Origin of the sequence: Nocardia sp. NPDC051900 (assembly GCF_044452545.1) — a bacterium.
In the GTDB taxonomy this organism is placed as follows: domain Bacteria; phylum Actinomycetota; class Actinomycetes; order Mycobacteriales; family Mycobacteriaceae; genus Nocardia; species Nocardia sichangensis.
The window spans coordinates 88,736-106,231 of record NZ_JBITBU010000005.1; the positions used below are offsets into that span (position 1 = coordinate 88,736).

The window sequence follows — 17,496 nt, forward strand, 5'->3', positions numbered from 1 at the left end:
CCGGGCTGGTGTTGGCGCGGCCCCGGCGCCCGCGACGACGTCGCCCGCGGGGGTCGCTCGAACACGAGCCACAAGGGGGCCGCGAACACCCAGCGCCGCAGGCGCTGGCAAAAGACTCAGCTCTTCACGCCGCCCGCGGTGAGGCCGGAGATGATCCGGCGCTGGAAGATCAGGACCATGACGACCAGCGGGATGGTGACGATCGTGCCTGCCGCCATGATCGCCGCGTACGGCTGCACCAGCGGGTTGTTGCCGGAGAAGCGGGCGATGGCGACGGTCACCGGCTCGGTCTTGTCGCTGGAAAGCAAACGGGCGAGCAGGTATTCGTTGACCGCCGCGATGAACGCGAGGATCGCGGTGGTGAACACGGCGGGAGCGGCCAGGGGCAGCATCACCAAGCGGAAGGCCTGCAGTTTGGTGGCGCCGTCGATCCGCGCGGCTTCTTCGAGTTCCCACGGCAGTTCGGCGAAGAAGGACGCGAGGATGTAGACCGTCATCGGCAGCACGAACGAGATGTTCGGAATGATCATCGCCTGGTATTCGCCGATCCAGCCGAGGTTGGTGAAGAGCTGGAACAGCGGGGTCACCAGGACGACCACCGGGAACATCGAGGCGCTGAGAATCAGTCCGGACACCACGTACTTGCCGTGGAAGGTGAGCCGGGCCAGCGCGTACGCGGCCAGCACGCCGATCCCGAGCGCGATCACCGTCGTGATGGAGCCGATGACGAGGCTGTTGACCAGCGCCTTGCCGAAGTCGTTGCCGCGGCTGGTGTCGAACGCGTTGCGGAAGTTCTCCAGCGTCACGTGGGTCGGCCACGGAGTGTTGTCGAAGGTGTAGTCGGGATCGCGGAACGCGGTGACCGCCATCCAGTAGAACGGCGCGAGCCCCCACACCAGCACGATCAGCGCGCCCAGGTACAGCCGTACCGAGCCGATGCGTTTGGTCCACGGCACCGGCGCCGCGGCGGATTCGCTCGTCACGGCCTGCTCCGCCGTCTGCACGGACATCAGTGCGCCTCCCGCTGTTCTTCCTGGGTACGAACCGCGTTGGCGCCCAGGATCTTCACCAGCACGAACGCCACGGCGAAGATCAAAAGGAAGGTGATCGTGGACAACGCGGCCGCGCTGTTGGGGCCTTGCCGGACCTGATCGACCACCAGGATGGACACCGTGCGGGTGGCGGGGTTGCCCAGCGTCATGATCGCGGGCAGGTCGTACATCCGCAGCGCGTCCATGGTCCGGAACAGCACCGCGACCAGCAGGGCCGGCTTCAGCAGCGGCAGCGTGATCTGGGTGAACCGCTGCCAGGCCGACGCGCCGTCGACGCGAGCCGCCTCGTAGACGTCGGCCGGAATGACTTGCAGGCCTGCCAGCAGCAGCAGCGCCATGAACGGCGTGGTCTTCCAGACGTCGGCCGCGATCACCGCGATCCGGGCGGGCCACGGGTCCGAAGTCCACAGGATGTGCGTGCCGAGCACGCGGTTCACCACGCCGTCGTACTGGAACATGAATTCCCACAACCGCGCGGTGACGGCGGTCGGGATCGCCCACGGGATCAGCACGGCCGCGCGCAGCAGCGCCCGGCCACGGAAGGTCTTGCCCATCACCATGGCCATGCCGAGGCCGAGCGTGGCCTCCAGCGCGACGGTGACGACCGTGAAGAACAGCGTGACCCCGATGGCCAGCCAGAATTGCGAGCCGAGATTGCCGGTCGGGCACGGCACCGTCTCGCCGGTCGCGATCTGGCACTGTTGCAGCAGCCAGTGCGTGTAATTGTCGAACCCGGCGTTGCCGCCTTCGACGAACATGCCGGTCGCCGGGTCGAGTCCCGAGTCCTTCTGGAAGGACATCCACAGCGCCCGGAACACGGGATAACCGATGACGACCGCGAGCGCGATCAGGACGGGGGTGACGAACAGCCAGGCTTTCCCGGAGCGACGCAGCTCCGAGGCCAGCCTGGCGGCGAAGCCGCGCCTGGCCGGAACGAATTCGTCTTTCGGCACGCTAGTCGCCGTTCCCGAAGGATCCGACACCGTTTCTCTCCTGCGGGTTCGTCGGGTCCGTTGCGTTCAACCGCTCACGATCCAGCGGTTTCGATGCCCTTTTGCATACCGGTGATCGCGTCGTCGACGGACTTGGTTCCGTTCAACGCAGCATAGGCGTTGTCCTGGATGGCCTTGCTCACGGCGGGGTAGAACGGCGTCACCGGGCGCGGTACGGCGCTGGCGATGGAGTCCTTGAGCGCGGGCAGGTACGGCATCTTCGCGATCAGCGCCGGGTCGTCGTACATGGACGCGCGCACCGAGGGCAGCGCGCCCGCGGCGACGATGTGCTGCGCGTCCTCGCTGATCAGGAAGCGCAGGAAGTCCAGCGCGGTCGCCTTGTTCTTGGAGTACGCGCTGATCGCCGCGTTGTAGCCGCCGAGGGTGGAGGCGCCGACGCCGTTCTCCCCCGGCAGGGGGGCGACCGCGAACTTGTCCTTCACGGCGGAGGCCTCGCCGCCGACGTCACCGAAGGTGGACGGCCACGAGCGCAGGAACATCAGCTTGCCCGTCGCGAAGGCGTTGCTGGACTCGGGCTCCTTGAAGGTGATGGCCTCTTTGGGGATGTCGCCGTTGTTGTAGGCGTCGACCAGGACCTTCAGTCCGGCGCGGGACTGCGGGCTGTTCACCGTGGGGGTCTTGCCGTCGGCGCCGACGAAGCTGCCGCCGTAGGCGTTGATCACCTCGGCCGCGTTCACGGTCAGACCCTCGTAGGGCGCGAACTGACCCGCGTAGCAACCGATGTTCTGCTGGCGCGCGATGGGGCACTGGGCCAGCAGCTCGTTCCAGGTCTTGGGCGGGTTCGGCACCAAATCCTTGCGGTAGAACAGCAGGCCGCCGTTGGTGTTGCGCGGCGCGGCGTACAACGTGTTGTTGTAGGTGGCGCTGGCGACCGGCGGGGACAGCAGCGCGCTGGTGTCGATGGCGAAGGAATCCTTCAGCGGCTGGATCCAGCCCTTGGCGGCGAACTCGGCGGTCCACGGCACGTCCAAGGCGACCACGTCGTAGTTGGACTGCTTGGAACGCATGTGCTCGACCAGGTCGTCGTACTGCTGCGAGGCGTCGTTCGACTGCTCCTTGAACGTCACCTGCTCGTCCGGGTGCGCGGCGTTCCAGCGCTCGATCAGCTGCTTCACCGCGCCGGTCTCGGTGGTGTCCTTGCCCTCGACGTAGGTGATCGGGCCGCGACCGGTGAGATTCTGGCTGATCGGGCTCCCGCTGCTGTCGCTGGAGCAGGCGCTGGTGAACGTCGCGGTCAGCAGCCCGACCGACGCGAGGGCCACCGCGGCCCGCGGTACGAGCGACGAACGTAGGGACGTCACCTTCTTCACAGCCATCGCAAACACTCCAGGATCGTTCGTGAGCGGCAGCACACCCTGCCGGTGCACAAGGCAAGATACATGGTGCCGATCCGGCGTGCGGGACAGTGGCTGGAACTCGCCCACTAGGCTGGGGCGCGATGTCTTCGCCCAACGCGGTTCCCGATCGGATGCTCACCCGCATCGGTGGGCTGCTGCGCAAGGCCGAGTGCACGGACAACGAACACGAGGCCGAGGCGTTTCTCGCCGCTGCTCAGCGGCTGGCCACGAAGTCGTCCATCGACCTCGCCGTGGCGCGGGCGCACATCGCGGGACGCGAGCGCAGGCCCACACCGGTGCAGCGGATCATTCCGATCGGCGAGCCCGGCAAACGCGGGTTGCGCACCTATGTCCAGCTGTTCGTAGCGATCGCGGCCGCGAACGACGTGCGCTGTGACGTCGCCCGGACTTCGACGCAGGTCTACGCCTACGGGTTCGACTCCGACATCGACACCTGCGAGGCGCTCTACGCCAGCCTGCTCGTGCAGATGGTGCGCGCGTCCGACCAGTACATCAAGTCGGGGGCCTACCGATCGGCCACCGTCGAGAAGATCGTGGTGGAGAAGCGGTGGGGTCGCCAGGTGCGGCGCCGGGTGCAGGCGCCGGTCGCCGGTGTGACGGCGCGGCTGAATTTCCAGATGGCGTTCGCCGCGCGGATCGGGCGGCGGCTGTCGGAGGTCAAGGCCGAAGTGGAAGCCGAAGTGTTGCCGCGCGACGCCGAGGTGTCCGGGACGGCGCTGGCCCTGCGGAACAAGGAGATCGAGCTCACAGACTTCTACGCGAAGACGTCGGAGGCGCGCGGCACCTGGCGCGGGCCGCAGGAGTCGGCGGGACATTCGGCGGCGGCGCGGGCGGCGGGGGACCGGGCGGGGCGGGCCGCACGGATCGGTAACTCGCCCGAACTGCCCGCCGCGCGTAAGAAGTTGAACTCTTCCGAGGGCGGTTGACCGGCGTGGACGTCACGGGCCGAACCGGGCGAGCGGCTGCCGCGCTTCGGTCTGCGCAACTCGGCGACCGGCCGATGCCGCCCGTGGGATCGGCCGCGCGGCGATGACCGTCCGTGACAACCAGCGTGCCAAGGTCTACGACGCCGAGCAGTTGGTACGGGGAGTGTTCGATCGCGCGGACGAGCACGGTGTGCGCACCGTCGAACTCTATGGTTCGCAGCTCACGTTGCCGATCGAGCGCCGCTTCGCCTCGGTGGAATCCGTACAGAGTTATACGGACAAGGTGCTGGCGCTCAATTGGGTGCGGGCGCGCTGGGAGCGGGCCGCCGTGGCGGTGCGCGTCCGTTCTCGCGCCGGAACAACGGCCGCGCACTACGAGGCGGCCGGGAACGTTCTGGCGGTTCCGCTGCACACCGGCGGCACCGCGTGGGCGCTGCGGGAACTGGTGATCCTGCACGAACTGGCGCATCACCTGGAATCCGACCACGGGTCGGTGGCCGCGCACGGCCCGGAATTCTGCGACCGCTACGTGGAACTGGTCGACGGCGTCGTGGGCCCGGAAGCGGCGCTGCTACTGCGTACCACCATGCTGGGCTGCGGCGTGCGGATCGGGTGAGCCCGCCGCTCACCCTGCGAACAGCGAGCGAAGTGCCGTCGGCTGGGTGCCGTCGCGCTCTGCGTGCGGCGATGGTGTCCGCCGCGGTGCGCGATCGGATCCACCGTCGGACAGACGGCGTCGAACGCAACGGTTCTCACGCTATTGCGCGGGCGAGACCAGGGCAGCGACCCGCGCGAATCGATCCTGCCACCACGCGGTGCGATCGGCATCCGGCTGCCGATGGCTTTCCAGCAGTTCCGGTTCCGGCTCGGGTGGGGTGCGCAGAACCGGGAGGTAGCCGTCGACCGCACGCAGGGATCCGCGCGTCACGTCCCCGGTGAGCAGGCTCAGCGTGCCCAGGCCGCAGGCGAAGTCGAGTTCGGGCAGCGCGCCGGCCAGCGCCAGCTGTGCGGCTAGGCCGACGCTGGTCTCCAAGGCGGAGGAGACCACGCAGGGCAGCCCGGCTGCCTCGGCCACCTGCAAGGCGCGGCGGACTCCGCCGAGCGGCGTGCATTTGAGGACGGCGATGTCGGCGGCCCCGGCGACCGCGACCCGCATCGGGTCCTCGGCGCGGCGGATGGATTCGTCGGCGGCGATGCGCACGTCCACGCGGCGGCGCACCGCGGCGAGTTCCTCGATGGTGCGGCACGGCTGTTCCACGTACTCCAGCCCGCCCGCGGCCTTATCGATCAGCTCGATGTGGCGCACCGCGGTGTCGATATCCCAGACCGCGTTGGCGTCGACACGGATCGCGCCGTTGGGGCCGAGCGCGTCGCGGACCGCTTCCACCCTGGCCAGATCCTCGGCGAGCGATTCCGGGTGGTCGGCGACTTTCACCTTGGCGGTGCGGCAGCCGGAGCGGGCCACGATCGCGTGTGCCTGCCGCGGGTCGACCGCGGGCACGGTGCAATTGATCGGAATGCGGTCCCGCACCGGTTCGGGCCAGCCGGTGGTCACCTGCTCCACGGCGGTGGCCAGCCACGCGGCGGCCTCCCGGTCGTCGTATTCGGGAAACGGACAGAACTCGCCCCAGCCGAGCGGCCCGTGGATCAGCATGCCCTCGCGCACCGTGATGCCACGGAAGCGGGTGCGCATCGGAATGGCGTAGACGACGTTCTGCGCTGCGGAGTCGCTCATCGCCGACCAGCTTATGCGGCTGCGGCGGCCGATCGCGGGATTGCGCATGCGGACTCGAGTAGTTTCCCCGAGTCGGCCCGGCGCGCGAGACGGGATCGTTGGCGTCATGATCCACACCGGCACCCCGCAGCCTTGGCCGTACGGCACGCCGCCCGTTGGGCAGCGGCCGGTGCGGACCTGGGATGTCGTACTCGCCGTCGTGCTGTACTCCGTTGCCGTAGTTCTGGGTGCGGCCGCCGCCTATTTCACCGTCTTCTTCGCCTTCGCCTCAGATCCGTGCGGTCAGGACAACTGCCGCACCGAATACCTCGGCTGGGCGTTCGCGGTGTCGTGGGGCGGGACGGCGACCGCGATCGTCGGGGTTACCGCGATCCTTGTTCTGGCCGCGATCAAGCGTTGGTACATGTGGTACTGGCCGGTGCTGGCGATGGCGCTCATCGTCCTGTCGTTCGCCGGCGGCGTCGCGCTGGCTTCCCAGGTCTACATAGGCGCTTGAGATGCCCTGCGGCCGTTGACCGGTCATGCTGAAGCAATGGCGTGGCACATCCGGCGACGAACGGCCGATGCCTTGCGCGTGGCGCTGGGGTCGGTGATCGTCCTCGGATTCGGCTGGGTGATGGCCGCTTTCGTCCCGCTCTACGAAGTGCTCCTGCGCGACGGACACGAGGGCCGAGGCGTCGGGTATCTGCCGTGGGCGCAGGTCATCGCCTGGGCGGGCATCGTGGCGTCGGTGCTCGCAGCGGTCGTCTCGGCCCTGGAGAAGGTGCGCGACCGGAGGCCGATCGCTTGGACTCCGCTGATCGCGGTCCCACTGATCCTCGAATCCTGGCTGGTCGGCTTCCTGATCGCGGTCGTGCTGGTCTCGTATTGATCTGCCGCTGCTCCGCGTTCGATCTGCCCAGGTGTGGGCAGTTTTCGAGCGGAGGGTGCCGGTCGATCTTCTTCATACTGACCGGGTGGGTCTGGAAATAGAACTTTGTGTGGTGGGACTCGGTCCGACGGGTCGCGCGCTGGCGCATCGGGCGATGCGCGCAGGGCTCTATGTCACGGCGATCGATTCGCGGCCGGAGCGCTTGTGGACGCCTACTTATGCCTGCTGGGTCGACGAATTGCCGCAGTGGTTGCCGTCGAGCGTGATCTCCGCACGTGTCGAAGCCATGACGGCGTGGGCCGGCACCGAGCACCGCATCGAACGGCCCTACTGCGTGCTCTCGAACCAGGGACTGCGGGATGCGTTGCCGCTCGACGACGCTACGGTGCTGGCCGGCCGGGCGACTCGAGTGGACGCGCACGAGGTGGAACTCGCGGACGGCAGGATCGTTCGCGCGGCGGTGGTCGTCGACGCCCGCGGGCTTCATCGGGTCGAACAGCGCCGTGCGGTGAGCGCGCACGGAATTTTCGTGTCCGCCGAAACCGCGGCGCCGATGCTCGCCGAGGGCGAGGGACTGCTCCTGGATTGGCGCCGCGACAATGGTGCGGGCCCGGACGAGCCGCCGTCGTTCCTGTACGCGGTGCCGGTGGGCGATGGCACAGTGGTTTTCGAGGAGACCAGTCTCGGCCTTCGTGGCGGTATGCCCCAGCACGAACTGCGCAAGCGTTTGCGGAATCGGCTCGCCGCGCATGGCGTCCAGGTGACCGGTGCGGAGCCGTGCGAGGCCCCGCACTACCCGCTGGATCAGCCGCCACCGAAGAAGGGGTCGGGCGCGGTGATTCCCTTCGGCTCGCGCGGCGGCATGATGCACCCGACTACCAGTTACAGCGTGGCCGACTCGCTGGCGCTGGTGGACACCGCGGTCAGTGCGGTGTGCGATGAGCGCGATCCGGTTGCCGAATTGTGGCCATGGCAGGCTCGGCTGGTCTACTGGATGCGGATGCGCGGGCTGTGGGGTCTGGGCCGGCTCACCACCGACCAGTCGATCGCGATGTTCGAGTCCTTCTTGCAAACCTCGCCGCGCGGACAGCGGGCGTTGCTGTCCGCGCACGACGACTACGCCGCGCTGGCAGCCGTGCTGTTCGACACGGTCGCACGCGTGCGTCCGTTCCGGTGGCGCTACGACCTGGTCGGCTGGACCAACCGGAACCGCTGGGCGGGATACGCCTTCGAACGGCAGGCACACCGGAGGAGTGGTCGTCCTCGCGGCGGGCCGGCCGAACTCCTCGACGTATCCACTGTGCCCGGGCGGAATCCGTAGACGGCGTTCGAGCATCAGCGTGTGCCCGATCATTTCTTCTGCGCCAACGGCAGATTCGGCCGTGGACTCGGATGGGACAGAAGCGGATCAGCCCAGCCGCTCCACGATGGTGGCGTTCGCCAGACCGCCTGCCTCGCACATGGTTTGCAGGCCGTAGCGGGCGCCGCGGTCCTGCATGGCGTGGACCAGCGTGGTCATCAGGCGTGCGCCGGACGCGCCGAGGGGGTGCCCGATCGCGATCGCGCCGCCGTTGACGTTGACCTTCGCCAGGTCCGCACCGGTGTCGTGCGCCCAGGCCAGGACCACCGGCGAGAACGCTTCGTTGATCTCGATCAGGTCGATGTCCGACAGCTGCAAACCGGCCCGCTGCAAGACTTTTCTGGTCGCCGGGATCACCGCGGTGAGCATCAGCAGCGGGTCGTCGCCGGCCACCGCGAAGCTGTGCAGCCGGGCGAGCGGCTTCAGCCCGAGTTCCTTCGCGCGCTCGCCGGTCATGATGAGCACCGCCGCGCTGCCGTCGCTGACCTGGCTCGCGCTCGCGGCCGTGATCGCCCAGCCGATCTGCGGGAAGCGGGCGGCCATGGCCGGGTCGTAGTAGGCGGGACGGAGTGCGCCCAGCGTCTCCAGCGTGCTACCGACCCGGATGCCCTCATCGGTGGCGAGTCCGTTGATCGGCGCTAGTTCCCGCGCGAACAGGCCGTTCTTGGTGGCGAGCGCGGCCTTCTCGTGGCTGGCGAGCGCGAACTCGTCCAGCTGGGTACGGCTGAGTCCCCATTTCGCCGCGATCAGCTCCGCGCTGATGCCCTGCGACACCAGGCCTTCCGGGTAGCGCTCGGCGAAGCCGACGCCGGAGATGTCGTCCGATCCGACCAGATTGGCGCCCATGGGAATCCGGCCCATCGACTCCACGCCCGCGGCGACCACGATGTCGTAGGCGCCCGCGATCACGCCTTGCGCGGCGAAGTGGATCGCCTGCTGGCTGCTGCCGCACTGCCGGTCGACGGTGGTGGCCGGGACCGATTCGGGATATCCGGCGGCCAGCGCGGCCCGCCGTGTCATATTCGCCCCCTGCTCGCCGAACTGGGTGACGACGCCGCCGATCACGTCATCGATGAGGGCGGGATCGATGCCGCTGCGGTTCACCACCTCGCGCAGGCTGTGGGCCAGCAGATCAACCGCATTGACGTCGTGCAGTGCTCCGTTCGGCTTGCCTTTGCCGATCGGCGTGCGTACCGCTTCGACGATCACCGCGTCTCTCATGGTGCTTCCTTCCGGACCGAGAGCCGGGCCGCCATGCCTGGCTCTATCAACACATAGTCAGATTACACCTGGCAATAGTCGACACAAGTCAGCGCCGGTATGATGTTCGTCATGGCAGCAGTGATGGAAGGACCGTTGGCCGATCTCAGCGCGTGGAAGGCCGAGGAATGCTCGATCGCCAAGGCGATGGACATCGTCGGTACGCGCTCGGCGGTGCTCATCCTGCGCGAGGCGTACTACGGGACCCGGCGGTTCGACGGGTTCGCCAGCCGGGTCGGCATCACCGACGCGGCCGCCGCGGCCCAGTTGCGCAAGCTCACCGAGGCGGGCTTGCTGGCGAAACGGCCTTACCAAGAGGAAGGCAAGCGCACCAGGCACGAATACGTGCTCACCCGGATGGGACGAGATCTACTGCCCGCCGTGCTGGCGCTCATGCAGTGGGGCGACGCCTACTTGCAGCCGGGGCCTGCCCCACTGCTCTTGGTCGAGGAGTCGACCGGCGCCCCGGTGCGGGTGCAGGTGCGCAGCGAGTCCGGCCGCGAGATCGAACTCGAGGAACTGGGCGTACGGCTCAACGAGGAGTACGCCCAGCAGCGGCGCGAGCGCCGTCGAGTGGACGCGACAGACTGATGCCTGCTCGCGGCGCTGTGCCGAGCGCGCCGTCAACCTGCGGTGCCGGGACCACACCTGAGCTGCCGAGCCGCCGGCGGCGACCGCCTCGCGCTGGATCGAGCCGAGAGCCGAAGCCGTGCGGCCCACCCGGCGGCGTGCTCAGTTGAGCCTGCGTCCTTCGGTGTCGAAGAAGTAGACGTGCTCCGGCGCGGTGGCCAGCCGCAGCCGGGCGCCCTTCGCAGGCGGATTGCGCCAATCCGCGCGCGAGACGATGGTTTCCCCGGCGCCGTCGGTCCCGCCTTCGGCGACGGTGCGGCCGTAGATGTAGGCGTCGGAACCGAGTTCCTCCACCACGTCGACTTCCATCTCTATGCCGGAGCCATTACCCAGTTCGAAATGCTCCGGGCGGATACCGACCGTCACGGTGTTCCCCGCCTCGTCCGCGACCGTGCGCGGCAGCGCGATCGCGTGCCCGCCCAGCTCCACCCGGCTATCGGTGACCGGAAGCGTGAACAGGTTCATGGCAGGCGAACCCATGAACCCCGCGACGAACACGTTGGCCGGATCGCGGTAGAGGTCGCGCGGAGTGGCGCACTGCTGCAACAGGCCGTCCTTCAGCACGGCGACCCGATCGCCCATGGTCATCGCCTCGACCTGGTCGTGGGTGACGTACACCGTGGTGGTGCCGAGCCTGCGCTGCAACTGCGCGATCTGGGTGCGGGTCTGCACGCGCAGCTTGGCGTCCAGGTTGGACAGCGGCTCGTCCATCAGGAACACCTGCGGCTGCCGCACGATCGCGCGGCCCATCGCCACCCGCTGACGCTGGCCGCCGGACAGCGCCTTCGGCTTGCGATCCAGGAAGGGCTCCAGGTCCAGCAGCTTGGCCGCCTCCAGGACCCGCTTCTCCTTCTCCGCCTTGGCCACCTTGGCCAGCTTCAGCGCGAAGCCCATGTTCTCCGCGACGGTCATGTGCGGGTAGAGCGCGTAGTTCTGGAACACCATGGCGATATCGCGTTCCTTCGGCTCGGCGTGCGTGACGTCGTTCTCGCCGATCAGGATGCGTCCGCCGTCGACCTCCTCCAGCCCGGCGAGCATGCGCAACGAGGTCGATTTCCCGCAGCCGGAGGGACCGACCAGGACGAGGAATTCGCCGTCCTCGATCTCCAGGTTCAGCCGATCCACCGCGGGTTTGGCGGAACCGGGGTAGAGCCGCGTCGCGTTGTCGAAGGTCACAGTGGCCATGACGAATTCACATCCCATCCCGGCAGGAACGTGCCGGACGATCCGAGTAAGGGTGCGGCGATCCTATCGGGCGGGCCGGCGACGAGCCACGTCAGCGGGTGCGCGCCTCGAAGAACGCGCGCGGGACGTCGACGAGCATGGTGTCGATCTGCTCCTCCGTGACATCGCGTTCGAGCACGTAGGGGAACACATCGTCGAACAGGTGGGTGTAGTGCCACTGCGGCAGGGCGGCCATGGCGGCGGGCTCGATCCAGTCGATGTAGCAGCTCGCGTCCTGGGACAGCACCATCCGGTCGGTGTAGCCGCGGCGGACCATCTCGATCAGGGTGTCGGCGCGGGCTTCGAAGGTGGTGTCGAGGTTGATGCCGAAGCGGTCCATGCCGAGCACGAAGCCGGCGTCGGCGAGTTCGGCGAGGTGATCGCAGTCGGTGGTGTCGCCGCTGTGCCCGAGCACGATGCGACCCGGGTCGACGCCTTCCTCGTCGCACATCACGCGCTTCACGTCGAGCCCGGCGCGTGACTCCGGATGGGTGTGCACCGTGATCGGCACGCCGGTCTCGAGATGGGCCCTTGCGACCGCGCGCATGACCCGTTCGACGCCCGCGGTCAGCCCTTGCTTGTCGATCGCGCACTTGAGCATGCCCGCCTTGACCCCGGTGCCCGCGATGCCGTCGCGGATGTCGCCGACGAACATGTCGACCATCGGGTCGGGGACCTGCGCGCCGACGATCTCGTTCAACGCGGGGCCGCGGTAGTGGAAGAAGAACGGGACATCCCCGTAGGTGTAGATGCCGGTGGCGACCACCAGGTTCAGCGGCACCTGCTCGGCGATCCGCTGGATCCGTGGGATGTAGCGGCCCAGCCCGACCACCGTCGGGTCGACGATCGTCCGCACCCCGGCGTCGTAGGCGACCCGCAACCGTCGCACGGCATCGGCGATGCGTTCGTCCTCGGAGCCCCATTCGGCCGGGTAGTTCTGCTGGACGTCCCCGGTGAGCACGAAGACGTGCTCGTGCATAAGTGTCACTCCGAGCTCGGCGGAATCGATCGGCCCGCGCACGGTTTCCAGCGTCGACACAGCGATTTCTCCTCATCTGAGCTGCGCATTCGCAGGAATCGTACGAACCGGTATGTGAGGTGGGCCATATTCGCCGGTGCTGAATCTTCGTACAACTTTCGTGCGCATCGCACAGAAGGACGCGGCTCAGGCCGCCGGGCACGGTTGCAGCACCGCCGGTCCGAACCAGCGGGCGGCTTGCAACGCCAGATGCAGGTGCAGCGTGCGATCGTGATCGTCGAAGTCGTGGCCGGTCAGGTCGAGTGCCTGCCGCACCCGGTACTGGACGGTGTTGCGGTGCACGGCCAACTCCTGCGCGGCCGCGGCGTAGCTGCGGTTGTTGGCCAGGAAGACGCGCAGGGTTTCGCGCAGCCAGAGATTGCGCTGGTTGCCGGTCGCGAGTTCACCCAGGCAGTCGGCCACGTACTGGCGCAGTTCTTCGATATCGCCGCCCAGCAGCGCGACGGCCGCCACCTGGTCGTGCGACACCGCGCGGGGCGCGTCGGGACCGGCCAGCAGCACGAGTTCGCGCACCCGATCGGCTTGCCGCAGGCTGCGGCGGAATCCCACGACGCCGGAGCCGCGGCCGCCCACCGCCACGCGCACCGGCAACGCCAGTGCCGACAGGGCACGCTCGATGGCCTCGGCATCGATGGTCGTGTCCCGAGCGATCGAGAACCACAGCCGCACTTCGCGTTCGTCGGTCGGCACCAGCAGCGCCCGGCGGGGGTGGCCGAGCAACGGAACCAGCGCCGCGCGCACGGCGTCCAGGACATCCACCGCGGCCCGTGCGGACAGCTGCGGCTCGGTCCAGGCGTTCACCGCGACGTGCCGGCCCGACAAGGGATAGCCCAGCACTTGCTCGGCCTGGCCGATGTCGTCGGCCGAGCCGTCGAGCACCCGCGCCACCCATTCCTGACGCAGGCCGCCGCGACTGCCCACCCACCGGTCGCGTTCCTGCTCGTAAGCGATGCCGACGTGCTCACACACCCGGTCGATGTACACCGCGGAGCGATGGACGATCCTGATGATCGCCGCCGCGCTGTCGGAGCCACCCAGTTCCGCCGCGTAGCGCATCGCGATGTCGAGGAACCCGGCATGTCCCACCCGATACGCCCGCATCAGCGCCGACAGCGGGACGTCGCGCTGCGCGAGCGTGCGCGCGTACACCAGCGCCCGCGCCGGGGCGTGCACGTCGTGCTCGGCGGCGTCGTTCTGCACGAAGTCGAGGACGGACATCAGATTGTCGGTGGTGCCCGCCTCGAACAGGCCCCGCAGCCGGGTATCCAGGTCGAGCGCCGCGACTTGCGCGCGCATCACCGCCGACAGCTCGGCGATCAGCTGATCGCGACCGCGCAGCATCGTCGAGACGACCGCGCGAACCACTTCGTTCTCGCCGTCGGCCACTCCGACACCTCCCTTCGCCGGGCTCGGCATCGGGTCTCAACCTAGCCCGCGCCGGACGCGCCGGAAGCATCGTGCGGCGACCTGCGGGAACCCCACCGCGCCGGTAGCCTCGGGGCGGGGGCGGGCCGAGCGACGAGGAGTAATGCCATGAGTCGTCCAGTTCGTATCGGAGTTCAGCTACAACCGCAGCACGCGCCGGAGTACCGGCTCATTCGTGACGCGGTGTTGCGGTGCGAGGACGCGGGCGTCGACATCGTGTTCAACTGGGACCACTTCTACCCGCTCACCGGCGATCCCGACGGCGCGCACTTCGAGTGCTGGACGATGCTGGGCGCGTTCGCCGAACAGACCGAACGGGTGGAGATCGGCGCGCTGGTCACCGGCGGCGGCTACCGCAATCCGGATCTGCTGGCCGATATGGCGCGCACCGTCGACCACATCAGCGGCGGGCGGCTCATCCTCGGCATCGGCGCGGGCTGGTTCGAGAAGGACTACGACGAGTACGGCTACGAATTCGGCACCCCGGGCAGCAGGCTCGAGTTGCTGAAGGAGACCCTCGCCCGGATCAGCGCTCGGCTGCCGAAGCTCAATCCGCGCCCGACTCGCGACCTGCCGATCCTGATCGGCGGCGGTGGCGAGAAGAAGACCTTGCGGCTGGTCGCGCAGTACGCCGACATGTGGCACACCTTCGCCGACCTGGACGTGCTCGCGCACAAGAACAAGGTGCTCGCCGAGCACTGCGCCGCCGTCGGCACCGATCAAGCGCGCATCGAGCGCTCGGTGCAGTGGCCGGGTCTGGAGAAGGCGCCCGCTTTCGTCGAGGCGGGGGTGACCACCTTCACCATCGGGGCCAGCGGACCGGATTACGACCTGAGCGAGGTCGCGAAGGCCGTGCGGTGGCGCGACGAAGTCAACCCGGAACCGGTGAGCGGGCTGGCCTGATCCGGATCGCCCGGCGACTGTTGCGCGAGGGCGGTGTGGAGTTCGAATCACCGTGATCGCAACTCTGGACCGCCGCAGCGGCATGGATTCCGGCAATTCCGGCCCTGGGGTAGCCGTGAGTTAGCAGAATTCCGCCGCTAGGGTTGTCCGTCATGGCTGTTCTGCCCGCTGTTCGGTCTCGTGCGTTGATCGCCGTGATATTGCTTGCCGTCGGTCTCAGCGCGACGGCGTGTGGTTCCGGCTCCGACGACACGAGCACCGAGCGCAACCTCTGCGCACCGCCCGGCCCGGCCGCCGCCTCCGCCGCGCCGACCAACCTGGCCTCGTCGGCCGCCGCGGGCAGCGACCGCTACACCACCGCGACCACCGCGCCGCTGACCTCGATCGACGTCTCGAAGCTCGGCTTGATCACGCCCGGCAAGCTCAGCGTCGGCACGCTCTCGGACGCGCCGCCGAGCATCTGCGTCGACCGGCAGGGCACGTTCACCGGCTTCGACAACGAGCTGCTGAAGGCGATCGGCGCGAAGCTCGGCCTCCAGGTGGAGTTCTCCGGCACCGAGTTCGCCGGGCTGCTCGCCCAGGTGTCCGGCGGTCGCTTCGACGTGGGCTCGTCCAACATCACCACCACCGACGCGCGCCGCCAGCTGGTCGGCTTCACCAACGGCTACGACTTCGGCTACTTCTCCCTGGTGGTGCCGAGCGGCAGCGCCATCAAGGGGTTCGCCGACCTGAACCGGAGCACACGGATCGCGGTGGTGCAGGGCACCGTGCAGGACGAGTTCGTCGTGAACCAGCTGCATCTGGACCCGGTGAAGTTCCCCGACTACAACACCGCCTACGCCAACTTGAAGTCCGGCCAGGTGGACGCCTGGGTGGCTCCGTCCGCCCAAGCGGAAGGCGCGATCAAGCCGGGCGACGGAACATCGGTGTCGCAGAACACCTTCAGCCTGGACAACTTCGTCGGCTACGCGGTCGCCAAGAACAACCAGCCGCTGATCGACGCGCTCAACAGCGGCCTGGACGCGGTGATCGCGGACGGCACCTACGCCAAGCTCTACACCGACTGGGTGCCACGGGAGCTGCCGCCGGGCTGGAAGCCGGGCTCGCGGGCCGCGCCCGCGCCGCAGCTGCCGGACTTCGCGGCGCTCGCGGCGGGCAAGAAAAAGGACGAGACGGAGCAGAACGCGCCGAAATCCACGGTGCAGCAGTTGCGGGAGACGTTCTTCGACTGGTCGCTGTACCGCAAGGCATTTCCCGATCTGCTGAAGACCGGCCTGCCCAATACCTTGATCCTCGCGGTGGTCTCGGGTGCGCTCGGCACCGTGATCGGCATGCTGCTCGCGGTCGCCGGTATTTCGCGGACTCGCTGGTTGCGCTGGCCCGCGCGGGTTTACACCGACATCTTCCGCGGTTTGCCCGCCGTCGTGATCATCCTGCTGATCGGTCTCGGCGTCGGGCCGGTGGTGCGCAACCTCACCGGCAACAACCCGTACTGGCTCGGTGCGGTCGCGCTGGCGTTGCTCGCCTCGGCCTACATCGGTGAGATCTTCCGCTCCGGCATCCAATCGGTCGAGGCCGGGCAGTTGGAGGCGGCGCGCGCCATCGGGTTCGGTTACCGCCAGGCGATGACGCTGGTGGTGATCCCGCAGGGCGTGCGCCGGGTGCTCCCGGCTCTGATGAACCAGTTCATCGCCCTCATCAAGGATTCCTCGCTGATCTACTTCCTCGGCCTGCTCGCCACCCAGCGCGAGCTGTTCGCCGTCGGCCGCGATCTCAACGCGCAGACCGGCAATCTCTCGCCGCTGGTCGCCGCCGGTCTGGCCTATCTGCTGCTCACCATCCCGCTCACCCACCTGGTGAACTACATCGACCGCCGGATGCGGACCGGCCGACCCGACCGGCCGATCGACCAGGTGGAGGCGGCCACGATCACGGAAGGGCGCGGATAGATGAGTGCCTCCCTCACCGGTACCGGACTGCATCTGACGCTCGGACACAACCACGTGCTGCGCGGGATCGACATCCACGTCGACGCGGGCAAGACCGTCACCGTCATCGGGCCGTCCGGGTCGGGCAAGTCGACCCTGCTGCGGGTGCTGAACCGGTTGTACGAGCCCGATCAGGGCGACGTGCTGTTGGACGGCAAGTCAGTGCTCACCGAGAATCCGGACCGGCTGCGGCAGCGTATCGGCATGGTGTTCCAGCATTTCAATCTGTTCCCGCACAAGACCGTCGCGGAGAACGTCGCGCTGGGCCCGCGCAAGCTGCGCGGCCTGTCCAAGGACCGAGCACGGGCGCTGGCCGTCGAGCAATTGGAGATCGTCGGTCTGGCCGACAAGGCCGATTCCCGTCCCGGGAACCTGTCCGGCGGGCAGCAGCAGCGCGTGGCCATCGCACGGGCGCTGGCGATGCAGCCGGAACTCATGTTCTTCGACGAGGCCACCTCGGCGCTGGATCCCGAGCTGGTGAAGGGCGTGCTCGGTTTGATGACCGACCTCGCCTCCGGCGGCATGTCGATGGTCGTGGTCACCCACGAGATGGGCTTCGCCCGCACGGTGTCCGACAGCGTGGTGTTCATGGATCAGGGGCAGGTCGTGGAGACCGGTACGCCCGACGCTTTGTTCGACGACGCGCGGACCCCGCGTTTGCAGAGGTTCCTCGCCCAGGTGCTCTGAGCCGGCAGCACATTCGGGGCAACTT

17 protein-coding genes are annotated in these 17,496 nt (G+C 68.3%); 9 read left to right on the plus strand and 8 right to left on the minus strand.

Going from position 1 to position 17,496, the window contains the following annotated elements; all coding sequences use genetic code 11:
• Positions 1–116: 116 nt before the first annotated feature.
• From ACIA5H_RS09580 to ACIA5H_RS09590, 3 genes are read right to left on the minus strand one after another with little or no spacing between them, the layout of a single operon-like run.
• Positions 117–1,010: a carbohydrate ABC transporter permease gene (locus ACIA5H_RS09580; protein WP_355071192.1), complete on the minus strand. Its 894-nt coding sequence runs from the start codon at positions 1,008–1,010 to the stop codon at positions 117–119.
• Positions 1,010–2,035, minus strand: coding sequence for a carbohydrate ABC transporter permease (locus tag ACIA5H_RS09585; protein ID WP_379249453.1), 1,026 nt, complete (start codon positions 2,033–2,035; stop codon positions 1,010–1,012). The genes ACIA5H_RS09580 and ACIA5H_RS09585 overlap by 1 nt, the downstream gene beginning before the upstream one ends.
• Positions 2,036–2,079: 44 nt before the next feature.
• Positions 2,080–3,381, minus strand: coding sequence for an ABC transporter substrate-binding protein (locus ACIA5H_RS09590; protein ID WP_356963088.1), 1,302 nt, complete (start codon positions 3,379–3,381; stop codon positions 2,080–2,082).
• Positions 3,382–3,503: 122 nt separating this feature from the next.
• Between ACIA5H_RS09590 and ACIA5H_RS09595 the strand changes: the two genes are divergently transcribed.
• Together ACIA5H_RS09595 and ACIA5H_RS09600 are read left to right on the plus strand one after the other, a co-directional pair.
• Positions 3,504–4,349, plus strand: a complete 846-nt coding sequence (locus ACIA5H_RS09595; protein ID WP_355071196.1) for a DUF2786 domain-containing protein — start codon at positions 3,504–3,506, stop codon at positions 4,347–4,349.
• 103 nt (positions 4,350–4,452) lie between these two features.
• Entirely contained in the window at positions 4,453–4,965 is a 513-nt protein-coding gene (locus tag ACIA5H_RS09600; protein WP_379249449.1) for a TIGR04338 family metallohydrolase, read from the plus strand.
• A 141-nt stretch (positions 4,966–5,106) separates the two neighbouring features.
• On the opposite strand, the gene ACIA5H_RS09605 is transcribed toward ACIA5H_RS09600, so the two are convergent.
• Positions 5,107–6,084, minus strand: a complete 978-nt coding sequence (locus ACIA5H_RS09605) for an o-succinylbenzoate synthase (RefSeq protein ID WP_397075156.1) — start codon at positions 6,082–6,084, stop codon at positions 5,107–5,109.
• 106 nt (positions 6,085–6,190) lie between these two features.
• Between ACIA5H_RS09605 and ACIA5H_RS09610 the strand changes: the two genes are divergently transcribed.
• From ACIA5H_RS09610 to ACIA5H_RS09620, 3 genes are all read left to right on the plus strand, one after another.
• Positions 6,191–6,580, plus strand: coding sequence for a hypothetical protein (locus tag ACIA5H_RS09610; RefSeq protein ID WP_397075158.1), 390 nt, complete (start codon positions 6,191–6,193; stop codon positions 6,578–6,580).
• A 36-nt stretch (positions 6,581–6,616) separates the two neighbouring features.
• On the plus strand, positions 6,617–6,955 hold the full coding sequence (locus ACIA5H_RS09615) for a hypothetical protein (protein WP_355071203.1): 339 nt from the start codon (positions 6,617–6,619) through the stop codon (positions 6,953–6,955).
• Between the two features lie 85 nt (positions 6,956–7,040).
• Entirely contained in the window at positions 7,041–8,276 is a 1,236-nt protein-coding gene (locus ACIA5H_RS09620) for a lycopene cyclase family protein (RefSeq protein WP_397075160.1), read from the plus strand.
• An 87-nt stretch (positions 8,277–8,363) separates the two neighbouring features.
• On the opposite strand, the gene ACIA5H_RS09625 is transcribed toward ACIA5H_RS09620, so the two are convergent.
• Complete coding sequence (locus ACIA5H_RS09625) at positions 8,364–9,536, minus strand: thiolase family protein (protein ID WP_379249441.1); 1,173 nt, start codon at positions 9,534–9,536, stop codon at positions 8,364–8,366.
• Positions 9,537–9,635: 99 nt separating this feature from the next.
• On the opposite strand from ACIA5H_RS09625, the gene ACIA5H_RS09630 reads away from it, so the two are divergent.
• Complete coding sequence (locus ACIA5H_RS09630) at positions 9,636–10,166, plus strand: winged helix-turn-helix transcriptional regulator (RefSeq protein ID WP_379249439.1); 531 nt, start codon at positions 9,636–9,638, stop codon at positions 10,164–10,166.
• 141 nt (positions 10,167–10,307) lie between these two features.
• On the opposite strand, the gene ACIA5H_RS09635 is transcribed toward ACIA5H_RS09630, so the two are convergent.
• From ACIA5H_RS09635 to ACIA5H_RS09645, 3 genes are all read right to left on the minus strand, one after another.
• Entirely contained in the window at positions 10,308–11,390 is a 1,083-nt protein-coding gene (locus ACIA5H_RS09635) for an ABC transporter ATP-binding protein (RefSeq protein WP_397075164.1), read from the minus strand.
• A gap of 91 nt (positions 11,391–11,481) precedes the next feature.
• Positions 11,482–12,468: a phosphotriesterase-related protein gene (locus ACIA5H_RS09640; RefSeq protein WP_356963081.1), complete on the minus strand. Its 987-nt coding sequence runs from the start codon at positions 12,466–12,468 to the stop codon at positions 11,482–11,484.
• 126 nt (positions 12,469–12,594) lie between these two features.
• Positions 12,595–13,854, minus strand: a complete 1,260-nt coding sequence (locus ACIA5H_RS09645) for a PucR family transcriptional regulator (RefSeq protein ID WP_397075167.1) — start codon at positions 13,852–13,854, stop codon at positions 12,595–12,597.
• A 147-nt stretch (positions 13,855–14,001) separates the two neighbouring features.
• On the opposite strand from ACIA5H_RS09645, the gene ACIA5H_RS09650 reads away from it, so the two are divergent.
• The 3 genes from ACIA5H_RS09650 to ACIA5H_RS09660 all read left to right on the plus strand — a co-directional run bounded on the left by ACIA5H_RS09650 (position 14,002) and on the right by ACIA5H_RS09660 (position 17,471).
• Complete coding sequence (locus tag ACIA5H_RS09650; RefSeq protein WP_355071212.1) at positions 14,002–14,796, plus strand: LLM class F420-dependent oxidoreductase; 795 nt, start codon at positions 14,002–14,004, stop codon at positions 14,794–14,796.
• A gap of 152 nt (positions 14,797–14,948) precedes the next feature.
• Complete coding sequence (locus ACIA5H_RS09655; protein ID WP_356963077.1) at positions 14,949–16,745, plus strand: ABC transporter substrate-binding protein/permease; 1,797 nt, start codon at positions 14,949–14,951, stop codon at positions 16,743–16,745.
• Positions 16,746–17,471 (plus strand): amino acid ABC transporter ATP-binding protein, encoded by a 726-nt coding sequence (locus ACIA5H_RS09660; protein WP_355071216.1) that lies wholly within the window; start codon positions 16,746–16,748, stop codon positions 17,469–17,471. It abuts the gene before it with no gap.
• The last annotated feature ends 25 nt before the right edge of the window (positions 17,472–17,496 follow it).